Annotated in this window: 20 protein-coding genes; 9 read left to right on the top strand and 11 right to left on the bottom strand. The window is 33.1% G+C overall.

Annotated features, from left to right (window positions below):
* Positions 1-131: 131 nt before the first annotated feature.
* From fdhD to hemL, 10 genes are all read right to left on the bottom strand, one after another.
* Positions 132-923, bottom strand: a complete 792-nt coding sequence (gene fdhD, locus LW133_RS01355) for a formate dehydrogenase accessory sulfurtransferase FdhD (RefSeq protein WP_233075661.1) — start codon at positions 921-923, stop codon at positions 132-134.
* Positions 913-1,905 carry a formate dehydrogenase subunit gamma gene (locus LW133_RS01350; protein ID WP_233075660.1) on the bottom strand — a complete coding sequence of 331 codons (993 nt, stop codon included), beginning with the start codon at positions 1,903-1,905 and terminating at the stop codon, positions 913-915. Before LW133_RS01350 ends, fdhD begins: the two co-directional genes overlap by 11 nt.
* 9 nt (positions 1,906-1,914) lie before the next feature.
* Positions 1,915-2,565 (bottom strand): formate dehydrogenase FDH3 subunit beta, encoded by a 651-nt coding sequence (fdh3B, locus tag LW133_RS01345; protein ID WP_233036760.1) that lies wholly within the window; start codon positions 2,563-2,565, stop codon positions 1,915-1,917.
* 10 nt (positions 2,566-2,575) lie between these two features.
* Entirely contained in the window at positions 2,576-5,392 is a 2,817-nt protein-coding gene (locus LW133_RS01340) for a molybdopterin-dependent oxidoreductase (RefSeq protein WP_233075659.1), read from the bottom strand.
* Positions 5,393-5,417: 25 nt separating this feature from the next.
* Positions 5,418-5,618, bottom strand: coding sequence for a twin-arginine translocation signal domain-containing protein (locus LW133_RS01335; RefSeq protein WP_233075657.1), 201 nt, complete (start codon positions 5,616-5,618; stop codon positions 5,418-5,420).
* 59 nt (positions 5,619-5,677) lie between these two features.
* On the bottom strand, positions 5,678-6,289 hold the full coding sequence (locus LW133_RS01330) for a TorD/DmsD family molecular chaperone (protein ID WP_233075656.1): 612 nt from the start codon (positions 6,287-6,289) through the stop codon (positions 5,678-5,680).
* Positions 6,286-7,800, bottom strand: a complete 1,515-nt coding sequence (locus tag LW133_RS01325; protein ID WP_233075655.1) for a 4Fe-4S binding protein — start codon at positions 7,798-7,800, stop codon at positions 6,286-6,288. The genes LW133_RS01330 and LW133_RS01325 overlap by 4 nt, the downstream gene beginning before the upstream one ends.
* Before the next feature lie 121 nt (positions 7,801-7,921).
* Positions 7,922-8,329, bottom strand: coding sequence for a hypothetical protein (locus LW133_RS01320; protein WP_233075654.1), 408 nt, complete (start codon positions 8,327-8,329; stop codon positions 7,922-7,924).
* On the bottom strand, positions 8,322-8,606 hold the full coding sequence (locus LW133_RS01315) for an AtpZ/AtpI family protein (RefSeq protein WP_233075653.1): 285 nt from the start codon (positions 8,604-8,606) through the stop codon (positions 8,322-8,324). Before LW133_RS01315 ends, LW133_RS01320 begins: the two co-directional genes overlap by 8 nt.
* Positions 8,603-9,886, bottom strand: a complete 1,284-nt coding sequence (hemL, locus tag LW133_RS01310; RefSeq protein ID WP_233075652.1) for a glutamate-1-semialdehyde 2,1-aminomutase — start codon at positions 9,884-9,886, stop codon at positions 8,603-8,605. Before hemL ends, LW133_RS01315 begins: the two co-directional genes overlap by 4 nt.
* Before the next feature lie 442 nt (positions 9,887-10,328).
* Between hemL and LW133_RS01305 the strand changes: the two genes are divergently transcribed.
* The 9 genes from LW133_RS01305 to LW133_RS01265 all read left to right on the top strand — a co-directional run bounded on the left by LW133_RS01305 (position 10,329) and on the right by LW133_RS01265 (position 19,560).
* On the top strand, positions 10,329-10,973 hold the full coding sequence (locus LW133_RS01305) for a LysE family translocator (protein WP_233075650.1): 645 nt from the start codon (positions 10,329-10,331) through the stop codon (positions 10,971-10,973).
* A 139-nt stretch (positions 10,974-11,112) separates the two neighbouring features.
* The gene (locus LW133_RS01300) at positions 11,113-12,018 is read left to right on the top strand and encodes a dihydrodipicolinate synthase family protein (protein ID WP_233075648.1); all 906 of its coding nucleotides are present in this window, start codon (positions 11,113-11,115) and stop codon (positions 12,016-12,018) included.
* 8 nt (positions 12,019-12,026) lie between these two features.
* Positions 12,027-12,287: a UxaA family hydrolase gene (locus tag LW133_RS01295; RefSeq protein ID WP_233075646.1), complete on the top strand. Its 261-nt coding sequence runs from the start codon at positions 12,027-12,029 to the stop codon at positions 12,285-12,287.
* Positions 12,284-13,456, top strand: a complete 1,173-nt coding sequence (locus LW133_RS01290; RefSeq protein WP_233075645.1) for a UxaA family hydrolase — start codon at positions 12,284-12,286, stop codon at positions 13,454-13,456. Before LW133_RS01295 ends, LW133_RS01290 begins: the two co-directional genes overlap by 4 nt.
* 12 nt (positions 13,457-13,468) lie before the next feature.
* A complete protein-coding gene (locus tag LW133_RS01285) occupies positions 13,469-14,251 on the top strand; it encodes an SDR family oxidoreductase (RefSeq protein WP_233036775.1) in 783 nt (260 codons plus the stop codon).
* A gap of 28 nt (positions 14,252-14,279) precedes the next feature.
* A complete protein-coding gene (locus LW133_RS01280) occupies positions 14,280-15,512 on the top strand; it encodes a sugar MFS transporter (protein ID WP_233075643.1) in 1,233 nt (410 codons plus the stop codon).
* Positions 15,512-16,630, top strand: coding sequence for an L-rhamnose mutarotase (locus LW133_RS01275; protein ID WP_233075641.1), 1,119 nt, complete (start codon positions 15,512-15,514; stop codon positions 16,628-16,630). Before LW133_RS01280 ends, LW133_RS01275 begins: the two co-directional genes overlap by 1 nt.
* A gap of 96 nt (positions 16,631-16,726) precedes the next feature.
* Positions 16,727-18,166, top strand: coding sequence for an aldehyde dehydrogenase (aldA, locus tag LW133_RS01270; protein WP_233075639.1), 1,440 nt, complete (start codon positions 16,727-16,729; stop codon positions 18,164-18,166).
* Positions 18,167-18,201: 35 nt separating this feature from the next.
* Positions 18,202-19,560, top strand: coding sequence for an outer membrane family protein (locus tag LW133_RS01265; RefSeq protein ID WP_233075637.1), 1,359 nt, complete (start codon positions 18,202-18,204; stop codon positions 19,558-19,560).
* Positions 19,561-19,654: 94 nt separating this feature from the next.
* Here the strand turns inward: LW133_RS01265 and LW133_RS01260 are convergent, their stop codons facing one another.
* Positions 19,655-20,389: a YaaA family protein gene (locus tag LW133_RS01260; RefSeq protein ID WP_233075635.1), complete on the bottom strand. Its 735-nt coding sequence runs from the start codon at positions 20,387-20,389 to the stop codon at positions 19,655-19,657.
* Positions 20,390-20,404 lie beyond the last annotated feature (15 nt).

The following is a 20,404-nucleotide window of genomic DNA, read 5'->3' as shown; positions in this document are numbered from 1 at the left end:
AATCCTTGCTTCGTAATATGAAGTAAACATTATACCCCCCCCCCTCTTTAATAAAAACTTAATTTTTTTATTAAATAAAAATTTTTTTTAAATTTAACTACAAAATGTAAAATAAAATCATTCTTTTGTAGCTAAAGAATAATCCTAGATTTATGAGTATAAATATTACATCGCCCCTCTCTTGCAAATCCTACAAGAGTAATTCCAAGTTTTTGAGCAGATTGAATCGCTAATTGCGTAGTTGCAGCCCTTGATACCACAATAGGAATATCATGCATTGCTGTCTTAATCATCATCTCTAAAGAAAGTCTTCCGCTAACAAAAAGCACTGATTTACTTAAATCATCATGATTTAATCTTGCCTTACCTACAACTTTATCAATTGCATTATGCCTACCAACATCAAAAGCCTGCTGTATAATTTCCCCTTTTGCATCAACCAACATTGCCTTATGCACACAACCTGTCTGATTAAACAAATCATTTTCTTCATAAAAATACCCTAGTGTTTTCCAAATCATTTCAATAGGAACACGCACTTGTGAAGCCACGAATTTTTCAATAATCTTGCCCTCAAAATTACCCGTTACACCTACACAACACCCAGAAGTCAAAGTTTTTTCCCGATAAAGATTTACAAGATTTTCCTCATTAATTTTTGCATCAACATTTACTCGCAAACCATCATCAACAATCTCGACTTTTATAATATCAGCAACACTCTCAATCACACCTTCACTTAACAAAAAACCAATAGAATGTGCATCTTGATCTTGAGGAATACTCATTGTAGAAAGAATTTTTGTACCATTAAGGTAGAGAGCAATACGCTCCTCCTTAATGATACTATCTTGCTGGTCGATACTCTCGCCATTTTCATAAACTCTTAAACAAGGCAAAGAGCTTATAAAGTTATTTTGCACCTGTTAATTCCTTATAATAATAACTATGCAAAAGTGCTAATTCTTCTTCACCCATATGTCCATTTAAAATAGATTCTAAAGCCCCTTCAATAGCAAATACCGCCATATAAATATGAGTAATTAGCAATGCTAAAACACCAAAACCTAGAACATTATGAATAATTGCAAAAAGTCTCAAAGTGTTAATATCTGCCCAGAAAAAATGCATAAACAAGCCAGTAATAGCCATGATAAAGCCACCAACTGTAGCAAGCCAAAACCACATTTTTTGACCAGCATTAAATTTTCCTGCAGGTATCTCTCTTTTTTCTTGAGAAAGATAACCACCCATAATTTTCATCCACTCAATATCATAAAGCTTAAATAATGCAGGCTTTACCCACATCAAAAACATCAAAGGACCAAAAACAATAAAAACCCAAGTTGCAAGGAAGTGTATATTTTTTGCTGTACGAATCAACATACCACCACCTAATTTATCACCAAAGACCATCATAAGTCCTGTGATACAAATCAAAACAAATGGAATAGCAGCACCCCAATGCACAAAAATATTATAGCTTGAAAAAACCTTAATCTTCTTGCCATGATGCCCAAATCGTTTTGGTCCTACAATTCTGTTATGGCCAAAAAATGCCAAAGGCACTCCAATGAGAATTAAAAAAAAGATCAGGGCAAAATACTTATGCTGTAAAATTGTAAAACCTTCACCAAGTCCTTGCCATCCCCTGATTCCTGTAATTTTTTCCCCATTATCTGCCAAACCAATACCCACACCATCCATCTGCATTACAGAACCACTTACTACGCCAGATGTAGGGGATTTTAACCCCCACCCCTTAATAGCCTCAATTTGTGGTGTGCCATAGATCTTTTGATTGTATGAAAAATCTATACTTGTATGCTCTTCTTTTTTTGCAAATGCAAACTGCACTCCAAAAACTACAAAAAAAGCAAGAACAAAAAACTTCATTTTTTTCATTCAATCTCCTTATTTGTCACCATATGCCTTACTCCAAATATATGGAGTCTCTGCGGTTCCCATACCTTTTGTAACTGCTCTATGACGAATAATATTGCTTACTTCATCAGATCCACCTGCCAACAATGCTTTTGTAGAACACATTGCAGCACAAGCAGGAACTTTTCCTTCAGCAATTCTATTTTGTCCATAAAGCTTATACTCTTCTTCACTAAATGTTTCTTCTGGACCACCTGCACAGAATGTACATTTATCCATAGAACCTCTAGATCCAAACACATCGCTTGTTGGAAATTGTGGCGCACCAAATGGGCAAGCATAAAGACAATAACCACAACCAATGCAAGTATTTTTATTATGCAAAACAATTCCATCTGCACGAATATAAAAACAATCCACAGGACAAACTTTTGCACAAGGGGCATCAGCACAATGCATACAAGCAATAGAAATAGACTTTTCTTTACCTACAATTCCCTCATTAAAAGTAATGACACGTCTTCTGCTTACACCAACTGGCAAATGATGCGCTTCTTTACAAGCAACATCACAGCCATGGCAATCAATACATCTCTCATCATCACAATAAAATTTAATTCTAGAATGACTTACTGCATTAAAACCGCCTGCAGTAAAAGGCACTTGATTTTGTCCGCTCATTTTAACCTCCTTATGCTTTCTCTACGCGACATAAACCGCTTTTTGTCTCAGGACATGCAGTATTATAATCATACCCATACCCCACTACTAAAGAAGCTGCTTCACCTACCGCATAAGGCTTAGTTCCCTCTGGATAACGGTCAATAAGATTCTTACCACTATAAATTCCAGAGAAGTTTTGAGGTAAGAATACACTTTGCTCATCAACACGATAAGAGTGCTTAGCTTTTACCAAAATTTTAGTGCCACCAACTCCATGTACCCATACATCATCACCATCTTTAATACCTAAATTAAATGCAGTATTTGGATGGATCTCTACAAACATTGTATGATAAATTTCTGCTAGATATTTAGCACTTCTTGTCTCTGTTCCTGTTCCCATGTGTGATACAAGTCTTCCTGTAAGCATATTAAGTGGATAATCTTTTTTCCAATCTTTATTTTGCTCACTTGCAAATCTCACATTAGCACGGAATAAATCTTTTTTATCTGGGAATGTCGGATATTTGCCTACTAAATCTTGTCTAATAGAATGTAATGGCTCTCTATGTAGAGGAATTTTATCATACCAATTCCATACAATCATTCTAGCCTTTCCATTACCATAAGGACAGATTCCTGCTTCCAATGCTTTTTCTACCAAAATATTAGTAGTGCCGGTAGCAAAGGTTGTTCCTTTCACTGCTTCTTTTTCCTTAGCACTCAATTTGATATTTAATACGCCTTCAATATTGTCCGCAGTAATTGCAGGATGTCCCGCTATCTTAGAGTTTGGCAATTTTCTTGGACTATACATACTAGTACCATCTGGTGCTTTTTCACCCCAATTCATTCTAAAGCCCATACCACCTTGCATTACAGGAACACTATCATTATACATTATAGGAGTTCCAGGGTGTTTTTCACTCCAACAAGGCCAAGGCAAGCCATAATACTGATTTTTCATTGGACCATAGCCTGCTAAGGTCACCTTATCAAACATGTGCCAATTATCACAATGTTCCTTCAAGCGTTTTGCACTCATACCTTGCAATGCAATACTTCTAATACTTTGTGCCATTTCTGTTGTTGCGTCATCTGGCCAAATAAATTCTTTTCTACCTTCTTTTTTAGCAATTTCATATAGTGATTTTTGGAATTCCTTCTTAAACCCTAATCTCTCTGCTAAATCAAATAAAATTTCATGATCTTCTCTACATTCAAACATAGGTTTGATGACTTGATATCTCCATTGATAAGCACGATTAGTCGCAGCAACTGAACCACTAGTTTCCATTTGCGAAGCAGCAGGTAATAAGAACATATTATCTTTTCTATCTGTTATTACTGCAACATCATTTACATAAGGATCAATAAATACTACCAAATCCATCTTATCAAGTGCTGCCTTAGTCTTATCAAGTAAAGATGTTGTAGAAATACCATTACCAATAACTACTAAAGCTTTTAGAGGTGTACTACCATTATTTGCAAAGTTTTCTTCCTCTAATACACCAAATCTCCAAGTAGATAAAGCATAACCTGTTTTTTCCATCAATTCTTTTGACTTAAATCGTCCCTTCATCCACTCATAATCCACATGCCAATGCTTACAAAAATGTCTCCAAGGACCTTCTCCAAGACCATAATATCCTGGCAATGTATCAGAAAGATTTCCCATATCAGAAGCACCTTGAACATTATCATGGCCTCTTAAAATATTCACACCGCCACCAACTTTACCAATATTGCCTAGTATAAGTTGCAAGATAGGCATAATACGCGTATTGTTAGTACCTACAGTATGTTGTGTCAAACCTTGATTCCAAATCAATGATGCAGGTTTAGCCTTTGCCATCTCAGTGGCAACTCTTTTAATTGTTTCTGCTGGGATCCCTGTAACATCAGCCGCAACATTTAAAGGATATTTTTTTGCTTCTTTAAAAATCTCCTCATATCCATATACTCGCTCTTTTAGGTATTTTTCATCATAAAGCTTTTGCTCTACAATATAATTAATCATCCCATAAATAAATGCCACATCCGTACCACTTCTAATGCGAACATATTCATTTGCTTTTACCGCTGTTTTACTAAAATGCGGATCAACACATACAATCTTTGCACCTGCTTCTTTTGCACGCAAAAGATGTACCATGCCCACAGGGTGATTTACCGCAGGATTTGCACCAATAATCAAGATAAATTTAGAGAATTGCATATCTCCTAGGTGATTTGTCATTCCACCATATCCAAATGTATTTGCCACACCGGCAACTGTTGGGGAATGTCAAATTCTAGCTTGATGATCTATATTATTTGTACCAAAAAACGCTGCAAATTTTCTAATATAATAGCTTTGTTCATTGCTCACTTTTGCAGAACCAATAAACATTACACTATCAGGGCCGTGTTTTTCACGAATCTCTTTTAGCTGTGTTGCTATCTTACTCATCGCAGAATCCCAAGTAGTTCTCTTCCACTCGCCATTTACCTTCTCAATAGGATAGCGAAGTCTAGTCTCACTTCTTGCACGATCAATCATATCCGCACCTTTACAGCAGTGGCCGCCTTGTGATACTGGATGGTCTTGTGCAACTTCTTGGCGCACCCATACGCCATCTTTTACTTCAGCAATAATTCCACATCCAACAGAACAATGCGTACAAATTGTTTTGATTTTTTGTGATCCTGGATATGCTTCACCCAACTCTTGTTTTCCTGCATGTTTCAAAATTTCTTCAGTGTCATTTGCTAAAACACTAGAAATAGAAGCAGCACCAGCAAGAGCAGACATTTTCATAAAAGCACGACGAGATTGTCGTTTTATGTTATTTTCGCTCATACTTTACTTCCTTATTTTTTTAGTTTTACTTTGCTACTGAATAATAGGTTTTCCAATATTGTGTATTACCTGTATACAGCACTTCATCTTTTACAGACTTACCTTCTACAACGCCAATCTTTTTGCTATCTTCTTTACATCCTGTGAGCGCAAGCCCGCCAACAGCAACAGCAACAGAAGCTTTTGTAGTCGTCTTCAAAAACTCTCTACGAGAATTTTTTTGCATACTATCTCCTTGAAAAGATTTTGGGGTAGCCCCATATAAACCCTACAAACACATAGAGTTTAGATCAAGCCACATATACTATCTTCTAATATACAAAATACTTCAAAAATATTTGCTACATTCAGATAAAAATCACATTCCTCAAATTGCCTCATCCCTGAAATAATAGGCTCTTTCATCGGAAAAATATACTCTTGATAGACTTTATTTGCCTCAATAATTTTATCATCTTGTAAAAGTTGCTTCATGAACAAACATAAAATACCTAAATGATCTTCATTTTCTTTTGAAAAGTTTTTATTCAAATAAAAACTATTTTCTTTCAAACTCCGCTTAACTTGCACTAAACTTTCACCACCATTACAACCTTCTTTATAATGTGAAAGATAAAGCGATACACAACTCTTGCCATCAAGGCTAAAAGGTAATGAAAAAATTTTTGTATATTGCGCCACAATCAAACCAAAATCACCCACCAAGTTTGCATGCATATTTTTAAAATCATTTTCATTAATTTCATCTAATGGATATTGTCCTAAAAGCTCAACTTGTTTTACCAAAACTTCTTGTTTTTGCTCTAAAAGTTCATACAAAAATAAATTTGCAAGAAAATCATAGTATAAGATTCTAGATTTTATTATTTGATTATCTAAACTTTTTTGCTCAATCATGACTGCACTCCAAACATTACCTTAACCTTACAGGTCTCACAACACTCCAAAGATCGTAATCTTGCAGCATCATTTTTAAAAATTGGCGTCATCATATTTTTAATCTTTTCAACAGCTTTTGTATTAGCAAAAATCTTACCGCACTCTACACACTCAAATCCTCTATCTCGTGCTACAATCTCATGTTCAAACCATTTTGGCTCCAAATTAATTCCATCAAATTTTACGCTAATTGCTTGTTCAGGACAAGAATCTACACAATAACCACAAGTAGTGCAAAGGCTTGGATTATGCATCAGTGAAAAATCTCCTGCACTCAAACTCTGTACATTACATGCACCCACACAACTCATACATAATGTACATTTATCTTGATTTACAATCACACGCCCGTAAGTATTATAAGTATTTGGGATAAATCCAAGAATATCATCTTTAACTACAAATTTTAAGCGTTCTGAAAATATGTGACGCAACGCATCTTTTTGACCCTGTCTATAGGTATAGGCAAAGTCACTATATACCCCAGCAAGCTTAATTTTTTCTTGTAACTTTTCTTTATCATGAGCTAGTAAAACCGCATCTCTTTGATATTTTTTCTGAAAAATATTATTTAAAAACTCTATGGCACTCATTAATGCCATATTTTTCTGTGGATCATAAATTACAACTTGCGCACTACTTTCTTGCACAATACTTAAAAGATAGGTTTCGTTTAAAAGATGAGTTTGTGCAACAACAAAGGCTAATGTATTACCAAAATCAATATCTAAAACATCTTGACTTGTGCTCGCATCCACCACCACAGGCACAATATTTTTATAAAGTTTTGCAATTTCATAAAGAGATTCTTTATCATACCCATCTCTTTGTACAGAACCTGTGGGGCAAGCCATCACACAAGCCCCACAACTAATACAATCAAGCGCAGAAAACTGTAACTCCATCAAGGAGTCATTTTTACTCACGCCAAAAGTTGGACAAGAATCCGCGCAAGCATGGCAATATCCCTCTCCTTTTTTATCAGGACGACGATGATGATACTGGCATTTATCAGCATTATAATGAATAATATTATGGTAGCTATAAGTCCCTACTCTAGAATCTAAAATATCAATCAAATCTTGTGGGGTTTCATAATCCTGCACATTTTCACAGCCCATAAATCTTTTTAGATTCTCATCTTCATAAAATAACACCATTTGTGCAAATTGTAAGCTAAATAAGGAATCTTCTCTTTTTATCTTGGCTTCAAATTGCCCCAAATGACCATTAATTGCTACTACCTCTTTTGGAGACAGCACGCCAACTTGATAATTGATTTTTTCATAAGAATCTAACATTGCTGCAAATTCTTCAACTTCTTCTCCCTCACCAAGAATCAATACTGTAGGAGCAATTTCTAAAGAATAAAAACGCAAAAAATCAGAATAATCTTGATAGATTTCAAAACTTTCTTGCAAGATTTTTTGTTTTTCTTGCGAAAAAATTCTTATTAGTTTTTCATACATCTAATCGTCCTAAAAATGTCAATCTAATAGCAGTATTATATCTTATAAAGAATATTTTTTTAGTTTTTCGGAAGGATTTTAGGAAAAATTTTTTAAATATTTTATAGAAAATCTACAACTTTTATTGTTTTTTTAAATTCAAATACTGCAAAAATAAAATATTAATTAAACTTAAAAAAATTCCAAACAAATATACATAAAGATTAAAAATTTCAAAAAACATCAATACAAAAATCCCAACAATCATCAATAAATAAGCTAACAATCTTGTCCATATAGTAAAAACCTGAATTCCTAAAATCCACTTAGAATATTTTTGTTTTTTAAAATTTTCTTGTTGCATAGCATTTACTTCATTTTCCACACGCTTTTTTAACCCTAAATAGCTTGCAATACTCACAAGAAAAAACCCGAAAAATCCCATCTCATAATTTAATAAATACCAACTCCACCCCATATATCCATATAATGCAGCAGCTCCTATTAAATTAACCCCCAATAAAATAAACAAGCATTTAATTTTACACATCCTTTTTTTTCTCTCCATCTTGATAATAACTATATTTAATATCATCTTTTATGGTTTCTAGTTCTTTTTTTGTACGATTATATGCTTTTTTAATATTTAACAATGCTCCTCCAATACCCCAAAAAACACCAAGCCAAAACAACCATTCAAGACCCAGCCATTTTTTCAAAATGTATCCCACTCCTACACCTAATACAATCGCCACAACAATGGAGATTCCTAAGCTTAAATCATAAACCCCAGAAATAATTTTTTTAATTTTTTTATCTTTACTCATTGTATTTCTTTAAAAACTTCATCAGCCCTATTAAGCACCTTATCAATTACCTCTTCATTCATTGGAGTACAAATAAATCCTGTTTCAAATTGCGAACAAGCAAAATAAACTCCCTTATGTAACATTGCTTGATGAAATCTTGCAAACATTTCTGTATCACTTTTTTTAGCATCATCGAAATTTTTAACTACACCTTCATTAAAGAAAAATCCAAACATACTACCTCTTACACAAGTTTGCAATGCAATATTATTTTCCTTTGCAAGTTTTTTTAATCCCTCTGTAAGCCTTAAAGCTAGTTTTTCCATTTCTTGATAAATATGTGGATTTTGCTCAATTTTGCACAATGCCGCAAGTCCTGCAGAAACTGCGACAGGATTCCCACTTAATGTTCCAGCTTGATAAACACTGCCGCTTGGCGATAAAAGTTTCATAATTTCTTCTTTACCACCAAATGCAGCCATGGGCATGCCTCCACCAATCACCTTTCCAAATGTAAAGAGATCGGGTACAATATCACAATATGCCTGTATTCCATTAATCCCTGCTCTAAAACCACTCATCACCTCATCAAAAATCAATACCGCATCATAAGCATTACAAATCTCTCTCAAGGCTTTCAAAAATTCAATATCTGCTGGCACAAGCCCCATGTTTCCAGCAATTGGTTCAATAATCACACAACCAATATTACCTTTTTTAAAACATTCCTGAACAGATTCTATATCATTATATCTTGCTACAAAAGTATGTTTGCTAAGATCTTCTGGCACACCTGGCGAGCTAGGAGCACCAAAAGTTGCACAACCACTACCCGCATTTACTAATAAACTATCACTATGACCATGATAGCAACCATCAAATTTTAAAATATCATCTCTTTTACTATAAGCACGCGCCAAACGCAACGCACTCATCACCGCTTCAGTCCCAGAACTCACAAATCTTATTTTATCAATCCCCTCATACATCTTAATAATCATCTTTGCTAATTCTGTCTCTTTTTCCGTAGGAGCACCAAAACTAAGTCCCTCTTTAATTGCATCCATCACCACAGATTCTATATCTTTATCACAATGTCCAAAAATCAAAGGTCCCCAACTTTGCACAAAATCAATGTAATGATTATTATCCACATCAATTAGTTCATACCCCTGCCCTTTTTGTATAAAAACCGGGCTTCCTCCTACACTTTTAAAAGCCCTAACCGGAGAATTTACTCCACCAACTATCACTTGTTTAGCTTCATTAAAATCATTAATACTGCAGAGTAAATTCATATCTTCTCCTTAATTTATTTTAATTTCAAAAATTTATAAATATTATACAATACATCGCAACAAGATTGCGCATTTTAAAAATTACAATACTGCTAGTCTTATCACTAATTTTTATTTTTTCACTTCTTAATTTCAAACAGAATTTTTTGATATAAAACATACAAACCTATAATTATTTTCTATCAATTCTTTTCAATAGCACCATTTAGAAACATGAAAGAGTAAAAACAAATATACTAAAATATTGCAAGAATATACTCCTCATGCAAAAACACACTATATTTAGAGGGCTTTTTAATGCCACTAATCTTTAATCTTAGTAGAAAATTGACTTTTAAATTTTTACTTTCTGTCTTTTAAGATATTTTTCAATCTATCTCATCTTGAGATTTTTTATCAAAAAGATTAAAATATCCTACTAATCAATAATAAGGGGTTTATTTTGCTAGATTTTATTTTTCAATATCACAAAGAAATTTTAAGTATTCTTACAATTTGGACTTTGGCAGTAATCATGCCAGGTCCAGATTTTTTTCTCATCGTTCGATCCTCCATCAAACAAAGCAAACATCAAGCCCTAAGTTCTGTAGCAGGAATTATCTTTGGCACACTAATTTGGCTTATTGTAGGATTTTTCTTAATCAATATTCTTAGCAAAACCATACTTTTTGACATTGTGCAATTTTGTGGTGGAATTTATTTGCTTTATATGGCAAGTAAAATTTTTTATTCTCTCAAAAATAAAAAGGAACAAAATCTAGATTCTATCCAATTGCAAAGTTCCTCCAAACAAAGCTTTATTTCTGGAGTTTTTACCAATCTCTCCAACCCAAAACCTCCAATTTTTATCAGCATTATTCTTAGCAATCTTCCAACCACACCTCCCCTACAAGTCAATTTGCTTTTACTATTTTTTATGCTTTTTATCCCTAGTATTTGGTTTTGGTTTGTAGTATATTTTTTTAGAATCAAGACAATTTATCAAGGCTTTTTAAAGCGTGCATTTTTTATTGATATAGTCGCTGGAATTATTTTTGTTTTCTTCGGCCTAAATCTTATCTATAGTATTACAATTAAACTTTTTTAAATCAAAAAATTAAATTTTTTATTATATTTTTTGTTACCTATTGTAAAAAGATAAAATTTTATTTTATATTTTTTTTACTTATAGTAATTTTTATGATTTTTTTGATTATAGTGTGTACAAATCATTACAGGAGATAACAATGAAACTATTTGGCACACTTCCAGCGATGCTAACCCCATACAATAAAGATTTAAGCATTAATACGCAAGAATATATCAAAATTGCAAGATTTGGTATCAAGAATGGATTAAATGGAATTTTTTGTAACGGGTCTGCTGGCGATGGCTTGGCACTAAGCTTTGAAAAAAAGGTCCAGCTCATGAAACTTAGCGTCGAAGCGGCAAAAAAAGAAGTCCCCGTAATTAGTGGAATTGGTAGCGTAATTTATGAAGAAACTCTAGCGCTTGCACAAAAAGCAAAAGAAATTGGTGTAGATGCCTTGCTTTTACAACCTCCATTTTACTATCCCATTAGCGAAGAAAATATGATTGCCTATTTTAGTCAAATTGCAAAAAAAATTAGTCTTCCACTCTATATCTATAATATTCCACTTTTTGCCCCTCCTATCAGCCTCAAGGTAGCAAAGACCCTAAGCAAAATTGAAAATATTATAGGAATGAAGGATTCTTCAGGATCAGCGGTGGATTTTGCACATTTTATGGATGTATGTAATTTTGATATTTTTGTAGGTAGAGAGGAATATTATCTTGGAGCATTAATCAATGGTGCTAAGGGTTCAATGACTTCTTGTGGGGGCGTATTTCCAGAGATCATGAGCAAAATCTATCAAAACTTCCACAATCAAGATTTCTCTACCGCTCAAAAACTTCAAAAATCCATCATTAAAGCAATTTCATTTGCATCAAGTCTGCCATTTCCTTTAGGATACGCATGTCTTTTAGAAGCTAGAGGCTTTAATTTCAACAGCCTAGTAAGTCCACACCCTATCCATGAAAATATTACAGCAAGCTTTGAAACTAAAAAACAAGAGGCTAAAAAAATTATTCAAGAGATCCACCAAGAAGTGGGATTAAGTAGTCTTTAGGATCTAACATGCAATTTATCATTATCAACCAATTAGACAATGTTGCCACCACATTAAAAGATTGCAAAAGTGGAGAAAAATTAGGAGATGTTACATTATTACAAGATATCAAAAATGGTCACAAATTTGCCATTAAGGATATTTTAAAAGGTGAGAACATTGTGAAATACGGAGAAGTTATCGCGCAAGCTAGCTGTGATATTAAAAAAGGATCGCATGTCCATATTCACAATATTGAAGGAATCCGAGGACGAGGAGATAAACAATGAAAAATACAAAAATACTAGGCTTTAGAAGAGAGGATAATTCTTTTGGTCTTCGTAATAAAGTTATTATTATCCCGAGTGTGCATTGTGCAAATAAATGTGTAGAAAATATCGCAAAATTAAATCCCGATAGTGTATATATTACACATCAACACGGATGCTCCCAGCTTGATTATGATGCTAAGCAAACCCAAATGGTTTTGGCAGGGCATGGAACAAATCCAAATGTCTATGGCGTGTTGATTATAGGGCTTGGATGCGAGGTAATTAGCGCTGATAATCTTGCTAAAAATATCAAAGAAAACACTCCATATAAAGAAGTACATCACCTCATTATTCAAGAAGAAGGTGGAGTTTTAAATACCACAAAAAAGGGTGATGCAATCGTCAAACAAATGCTTTTAAATGCACAAAAACAAACACAAAGTTTTGGAGATTGGTCAGATATTGTTTTAGGTACAGAATGTGGCGGAAGCGATGCTTTTTCAGGACTTTCTGCAAATCCTGCATTAGGAGCAGTTAGCGATTTTATCATCGAGCATGATGGTAGTGTAATTTTAGCAGAAACAACAGAATTAATTGGTGCAGAGCACCTTCTTGCAAAACGCGCAATCAATGAAGAAATCAAAAACAAAGTTTATAGCACAATTAATAATTTTGAACAGCTTGTTCTTAACTCTCATGCAGATATTAGAGGAGCAAATCCAAGTCCTGGAAATATCGCGGGAGGACTTTCTAGTATTGAAGAAAAATCTTTGGGATGTATTTACAAGGCCGGAAGTAAGCCCCTTGTTGATGTAAAAGAATATGCTCATAAAATCACACAAAAGGGTCTAACGCTAATGAACACTCCAGGAAATGATATAGAACAACTCTCTGGAATGGTCGCTGGTGGATGCAATCTTTGTATTTTTACCACAGGAAGAGGTACTCCAACAGGCTCTCCCATTACTCCAACTATCAAAGTTTCCTCCAACACAAAAACTTTTTTAAATATGCAAGATTGCATTGATATTAATGCAGGAGATATTTTAGATGGCAAAAAAACTATGGAAGAAAAAAAGGAGGAAATTTTAGAATTTGTTATCAAACTCTCGCAAGGAGAACTTACAAAAGCAGAAATTAATAAACAAAATGATTTTTCAATCTGGCGTCTAGCTACAACATGTTAAAAGGAGCAAAAAATGGATCTACAACTTCAAAATAAAAATATTATCATTACAGGCGGATTAAAAGGAATTGGCGGGGGCATTACTTTGTCTTTAGCAAAAGAAGGTGCTATCCCTATTATTATTTCAAGAACAGAAAATAAAGCCTTTGAAGAAAAACTGCAAAAAATCACAAAAAACTATGCAATTTATTATTTTGATCTCAAAAATCATCAAGAAATTGAGAATCTAACTAAAAATATTTTACAAAAATTCCCAAACATCTATGCATTAGTCAATAATGCTGGAATGAATGATAATTTAGACATACTACAAACACCTGTAAAAAAACTCATAGAAAGCTATGAAAACAATCTTTTTCACTACTACGAACTCACAAGAATCCTATTTCCTAGTATCCAAAAAAATCAAGGAAATATCTTAAATATTGTTTCAAAAACAGGAATCACAGGACAAGGAAAAACCTCTGCATACGCATCGGCAAAAGCTGCACAAATAGGGTTTACAAGAGAATGGGCATGTGCCTTTGCAAAAGATAATGTGAGAGTAAATGCCATAGCACCTGCTGAAGTTATGACTCCACTTTATGAAAAATGGTTACAAAATTTTAAAGACCCAAAAGCTCAATACAACAACATTGCTTCAAAAATCCCATTGGGCAAAAGATTTACCACAATTGAAGAAATTGCAGATTTTGCTACTTTTATTATCAGTCCCAAAAGCTCACACACCACAGGACAAATATTCCATATTGATGGCGGATATGTCCACTTAGATAGAGCATTAAATTGGGATTAAACCAAACCACAGTACTCAAGGATCAATCATGAAAATTTCACCTATACAGTTAAGAATTGCTATTACTCTTGTTACTTTTCTATTTTTTCTCTGGGGACTTAGTTATGGTCTTATTGATGTAATGAACAAAAACTTGCAAAACCACTTGCATATTACCCAACATGAAAGCGGTTATTTACAAATGGCCTATTTTGGTGCGTATTTTATTATCGCTCTACCCGCAGGATTTATTGCACAAAAATTTTCCTATAAAATTGGAATCTTAATGGGATTGGCACTCTATGCTATTGGTTGTCTTTTGATTATTCCTGCAACAAATTCTGCAAATTTTGCTTTATTTTTATTTGCATTTTTTATCCTAGCTTGTGGACTTGGCACTCTAGAAACTAATGCAAATTCCTATATTACAAAATTAGGGGATTCTAAAAATTCAAGCTTTAGAATCAATGCTGCACAGAGCTTCAATGGTATTGGTCAATTTATCGGACCCATTATTGCGGGACAACTTTTTTTATCCATTACTAAAGCACCAAAAGATGCCCCTATAGAAATAATAGAAGAATTATTACAAAAAAATATGGGAAATGTTCAGCTCATCTATGTAGCAATTGCTGTTGTTGTGTTTTTCACAATGTTGGCTTTTATTTTTGCAAAACTACCTGAACAAAAAGAAGAAATCACCACTCAACAATCTCAAAATATTCTAACTTGCTTTAAAAATAAAATTTTTTCTTTAGGATTATTTGCACAATTTCTTTATATCGCTGCACAAGTTGGCGCAGGAGCATTTTTTATCAATTATGTTACAGAACATAACACAGATATCAGCGACTCTCAAGCAGCATATTATTTTAGCATTGCACTCATTGCTTTTATGCTAGGAAGAATTTTTACCACGCCTTTGATGAAAAAGATTTCATCTCATAAAATCCTAGGAATCTATAGCATGATTAATGCATTACTTTGTATGTATTTGTATTTCTCTAGTGGATTTAGCGGAGTAATTGCTTTAATTGCCATCTTTTTCTTTATGAGCATTTCATTCCCCACAATCTTTGCAATCTCTATTAGCACACTCCCACAATCCCAAGTTAAGCTTGCAAGTTCTTTATTAATTATGAGCATTGTTGGTGGTGCAATTATGCCAAGTATCATGGGATATTTTAATGATCTCTATGGCACAAGTATGGGATATTTAATCCTTACAATTTGCTTTTTATTTGTCTCTTACTATGGATTTATTGGATCAAAGGAAAAATAATGAAAAATTTAAAAATCATTGACACGCATTTTCATATTTGGGAAAGAGAATTTTTTGCTATAGAATGGATTAAAAATAGCGAATTTGACAGGAATTTTACTTTCAAAGACTATGTAAAATCCTATAAAGATCTTAATTTTTATGGAGGAATTTATATTGAAGTAGATTCCACACAAAAGGAAAAAGAACTTGCATATATTCAAAACCTTGCAAGACAAAAGGATCAAATTTTAGGCATTTGCATTCCTCAAGAAACCTTTTTTTCTAAGCAAAAATCACCAAAAACCTGTGCGATACGAAAAATCATGCATAAAGAAATTCCTTGCGAAGAAGAAATTTTACAATCTATAGAAAAAATCTACAAAGAAAATACAAAAATTGTTTTTGAAGCATGTTTGCTAGAAAAAGATTTATTGCTACTAGAAAAAATTGCTACAAAATTTCCTAAGTTAAAAATTGTAATTAATCATTTTGGAAATCCAGATTTTAACGATCTTGAAAGCTATACACACAAAATAAAAACATTAGCAAAAATTGCAAATATTTATTGCAAGCTTTCTCCTTGTGATAGTTTTGATATACAAATAGCAGAACAAAACCTAGACAAGATCTTAAAAATTATTTTTTCTTATTTTCCTGTAGAAAAACTTTTATTTGGCAGCAATTATCCTGTAAGTAAAATTCCCCCATATCTTTGGGTAAAAATACTTTATACAAAACTCTTAAATCTCCATATATCTCACGAAAATATACAAAAAATTTTTACAAAAAATGCTATGGAATGTTATGAGATTTTGCCCAAAAAGCAAAGATTCTCACAGATTACAAAAATCAAACAAGATATGTTAGAAACTTATAAAAACCTGCATTACAACGCATGGAAAGAAATCAATGACACACTCAAAAAGGCTCATATTCAAAACTATAGCATCTATCATTACGGAGATTATCTCTTTGCATATTTTGAATATACAGGAGAGGACTTTTCAAAAGATATGCAACAAATCGCGCAAGACTCTTTTACACAAAAATGGTGGATACAAACAGATGCTTGTCAAATCCCCATGGGAGAAAACTCCCCTTGGCTTGATATTACAGAAGTTTTTCATCTTGATTAAAGGAATACTATGAAGTTTTTAATTACCTATTCTCCTCCATAATTTTTTCCCTTCACTCATTGTAAAAAACCATAAAAAATCTTAAAAAGGAATAAAATGAAAACTTATCAGAATTTTATCAACGGCGAATTTATCGAACATAAAGGCGAATTTATCAAAGTTTATAACCCCGCGACAAAAGAGCATATCTCTTCTATTCCTAGCGCAAGTTTGCAAGAAACACAAGATGCAATCATGGCAGCTAAAATCGCACAAAAATCTTGGGAAATGAAACCTGCAATTGAACGCGCAAGCTATATAAGAAAAATTGCAGAACTCATTCGAAAAAATGCAAAAATGCTTACAGATACACTCATGCAAGAACAAGGAAAAACACGCACATTAGCAGAAATTGAAATCAATTTCACCGCAGATTATATGGATTATATGAGCGAATGGGCTAGAAGATATGAAGGAGAAATTATTCAAAGCGATCGTGCAAATGAGCAAATTTTTCTTTTCAAACAAGCCATTGGCGTTACTACAGGTATATTGCCTTGGAACTTTCCATTCTTTCTTATTGCAAGAAAAATGGCACCTGCACTCATCACAGGTAACACAATTGTTATAAAACCAAGTAGTGAAACTCCAAATAATGCTTATGAGTTTGCAAAACTCGTACAACAAAGCAATCTTCCAAATGGAGTATTTAATCTTGTTGGTGGTAAGGGAAGTGTTGTAGGTCACGAACTTGCTAGCAACCCCAATGTAGGAATGGTAAGCCTTACAGGAAGTGTAGAATCTGGTGTCAAAATTATGGAGGCAGCAGCAAAAAATATCATAAAAGTATCGCTTGAACTTGGTGGAAAAGCCCCTGCTATTGTTTGTAAAGATGCAGATATTAACCTTGCAGTAGAAGCTATCAAAGCTAGTAGAATCTGCAATAATGGGCAAGTGTGCAATTGTGCTGAAAGAGCATATATTCATACAAGTGTTTATGATGAATTTGTAGATAAATTTTCTCAAGCAATGAGCAAAGTTAGCGTTGGAAATACCATGCAAGGAGACTTTGACATGGGACCTTTAGTCAATCAAGCTGGTGTAGATAATGCCTTAGCAATGCTTAATCGTGCAACACAATCTGGAGCAAAAATTGAAGTTGGTGGAAAAATTCAAAATACTGATGGATACTTCTTCCCAGCAACAGTAGTTACAGGAGTAAAACATAGCGATGAAATTATGCAAAAAGAGATTTTTGCACCTATTTTGCCTATTGTGAAATTTGACACACTAGATGAAGCAATTGATATGGCAAATGATTGCGAATATGGTCTTACAAGCTCTATTTATACGCAAAATCTTGATGTAGCAATGCGTGCTTGTAAAGAAATCAAATTTGGTGAAACTTATATAAATAGAGAAAATTTTGAAGCAATGCAAGGATTCCATGCTGGATTTAGAAAAAGCGGAATTGGTGGTGCAGATGGTAAGCATGGGTTGGAAGAATATCTTGCAACACATGTTGTCTATATCCAACACAATCTAAAAATTCAATAACAAAATAACAAGCAAAACAACACAAAGGAGAGAATATGCGATGGCTTATTATGCTAATTCTCATGCTGTTTACTATTAATTTTTTACAGGCTATTGGATATCAAGTTGATGGAAATTTTACCTCCATTACACGCATAGGATTGAGTAATAATAAAAAAGTTGATCCAAAAAAAGCCATTTATCCTAATAATAGTTTTTGGGCATTGAGTGCACAACTAGGCTTTATTCTCAATCTTTTAGAAAAAGATCATCAACTCAATATAGGAATAAAAGGAATGGTAGGGGGAGTTGGTTTAGATACCACAAGGAAAGATTCTACACTCTTTCCATCTAATACCACATTAAACAGTAATGAAATTGGAAAATTTTCACAAATTTACATGCCCGCATGGGGCGAGATTATTAACGCATATCTTAGTTATCAGTATAAAGAATATTTTGGAATTAAATTAGGAAGATATAGTTTTGCAAATCTAGATTGGTGGAGTGGCCACAATCAAGGTGTAGAATTTTTTATCGGTAATGAAAATTTTAAAACATATGCAGTCTATACACATGCAAGAAGTTCTTCTGGCGGGGAATGGCTCAATCATTTTGATCCGCGAAATGGTGATTTAAATTTATTTGGAATCTTTACCTTTGGAATTGATTATAATCCCCTATTAAAAAATCAAAAACTTTTATTACGCTATTATTCTTATTATCAACCAAATGCATTTTTTAGCACAGGATTTAAAGTAGTCTGGGATAGCAATAAAAATTTTAACCATCAAGGGATAAATTTTAAAACTACCTTATTAACACTTTTTTCTTTTCATAATAAAGATGCATCTAATAAAATTTCTGGGCAAGATTGGGGTTATGAAACAATCTTTGATTTGACATCAATAACCCCTTATAACCCATCAGGATATTTAGGAAGAACAAGAGGAAAAGGTGGAATCACACTTTTTTTACGCGAAGATATTTTAATTAATCGTCACAATGTTGGTGCAGGAATCTATAAAAATTTTGGAAATCCCAATGATCTTATCGGATCTTATGGTGACCCTACTGGATTAAATACTTGGGTATATACACTCTATGGGACAGGGCCAACTTGGAGTGATTTTTTCTCTCACGATGCATTCAATGTCTTTTTATTTGGTGGAGGAAAATATAATCAATTTGGCTGGGATCTTATAGCAAGATACACGCATTCAATGCGGTCTAATGAAAATTCACTAGCCTTACTACTAAACTATGATATCACAAAACATATAAATTTAAATTTAAGACTTGAATGGGCAGGAACCACCAATCATAAAGGCTATCTACTTTCACAAACTTTTTTACAAAAAGATGTATATACAGATAAAAGTATGGTATTTTGGTATATCACTGCAAAAATTTAAAACTACCTAAAAATAGATCTTGATAAGCTATGAAAAAATCTCAATCTTGCAAAATAGAATCTAAGCCACAAATGGGAATCAAATAAATTCCCATTTAATTATTTATAACATCATAAATATATATGTTTTTATTTTTCTCTTGCACAATGTCTTTTAACTCCATTTCATGCAATGTTTTTAATGCAGTAATATCGCCTTGATGCAATGCCAAATCCCTCAAAAATACTCCACGATAATGTTTAGCATAATGGCTCACCTTTTTACCATTTTTTAAAAACTCCACAACAATATGTTCTTTTTTGATAGGATATGCCTTGATATAAACCTCTGCACGCAAGTCAATAATTTTTTTATCGCTAAAATACTCATCTAAAACTTTTGTCATTTTTTTATAAATTGTATTTAATCCAAAATTTTTATTTTTATAGTTTTGATTCAATTTATAATAAGGAATCTTATCTTTTGCCTCTATCATTCCCAATAAATTACTAAAAATACACACATGATTGAAAATAAAATCCTTGCTTTTTTGATTCAAACTTGCAAAATCTAATGCTTTAAATGCAACACCATCATAAAGCTGGATTGCCTGCATACTTTCAAGATAAAACATATTTTTTGACAAAGCCAAATCATCCATTCCCACACTCTTTGTCCCAAAAATCTTGCAAATCTCCTTATCTTCACCATTTAATGCCTCCAAATAAGAAATCACCACATCTTTTCTCTCCGCAAATTTAGGCGTCAAAGATTCTAAAAAATTATTTTCCTGTTCTATAAATTTGAGATTTTTATTTTTTCCTTCACTAGGACTAAGTAATATTTTCATTTTTATCCTACTTTT

This window comes from Helicobacter anatolicus, assembly GCF_021300615.1.
GTDB lineage: Bacteria > Campylobacterota > Campylobacteria > Campylobacterales > Helicobacteraceae > Helicobacter_H > Helicobacter_H anatolicus.
Note: the sequence above shows the minus strand (reverse complement) of the source record. Positions and strands in the feature narration are given on the sequence as shown.

Bases quoted from the DNA above. Each gene is read 5' to 3' on its own strand.
- LW133_RS01275 (WP_233075641.1), top strand. From the start codon at position 15,512: ATGAAAAATTTAAAAATCATTGACACGCATTTTCATATTTGGGAAAGA.
- fdh3B (WP_233036760.1), bottom strand. From the start codon at position 2,565: ATGAGCGGACAAAATCAAGTGCCTTTTACTGCAGGCGGTTTTAATGCA.
- LW133_RS01260 (WP_233075635.1), bottom strand. From the start codon at position 20,389: ATGAAAATATTACTTAGTCCTAGTGAAGGAAAAAATAAAAATCTCAAA.
- LW133_RS01295 (WP_233075646.1), top strand. From the start codon at position 12,027: ATGCAATTTATCATTATCAACCAATTAGACAATGTTGCCACCACATTA.
- LW133_RS01320 (WP_233075654.1), bottom strand. From the start codon at position 8,329: ATGTGTAAAATTAAATGCTTGTTTATTTTATTGGGGGTTAATTTAATA.
- LW133_RS01350 (WP_233075660.1), bottom strand. From the start codon at position 1,905: ATGAAAAAAATGAAGTTTTTTGTTCTTGCTTTTTTTGTAGTTTTTGGA.
- LW133_RS01330 (WP_233075656.1), bottom strand. From the start codon at position 6,289: ATGATTGAGCAAAAAAGTTTAGATAATCAAATAATAAAATCTAGAATC.
- hemL (WP_233075652.1), bottom strand. From the start codon at position 9,886: ATGAATTTACTCTGCAGTATTAATGATTTTAATGAAGCTAAACAAGTG.
- LW133_RS01285 (WP_233036775.1), top strand. From the start codon at position 13,469: ATGGATCTACAACTTCAAAATAAAAATATTATCATTACAGGCGGATTA.
- LW133_RS01300 (WP_233075648.1), top strand. From the start codon at position 11,113: ATGAAACTATTTGGCACACTTCCAGCGATGCTAACCCCATACAATAAA.
- LW133_RS01315 (WP_233075653.1), bottom strand. From the start codon at position 8,606: ATGAGTAAAGATAAAAAAATTAAAAAAATTATTTCTGGGGTTTATGAT.
- LW133_RS01335 (WP_233075657.1), bottom strand. From the start codon at position 5,618: ATGCAAAAAAATTCTCGTAGAGAGTTTTTGAAGACGACTACAAAAGCT.
- LW133_RS01325 (WP_233075655.1), bottom strand. From the start codon at position 7,800: ATGTATGAAAAACTAATAAGAATTTTTTCGCAAGAAAAACAAAAAATC.
- LW133_RS01265 (WP_233075637.1), top strand. From the start codon at position 18,202: ATGCGATGGCTTATTATGCTAATTCTCATGCTGTTTACTATTAATTTT.
- LW133_RS01280 (WP_233075643.1), top strand. From the start codon at position 14,280: ATGAAAATTTCACCTATACAGTTAAGAATTGCTATTACTCTTGTTACT.
- LW133_RS01290 (WP_233075645.1), top strand. From the start codon at position 12,284: ATGAAAAATACAAAAATACTAGGCTTTAGAAGAGAGGATAATTCTTTT.
- aldA (WP_233075639.1), top strand. From the start codon at position 16,727: ATGAAAACTTATCAGAATTTTATCAACGGCGAATTTATCGAACATAAA.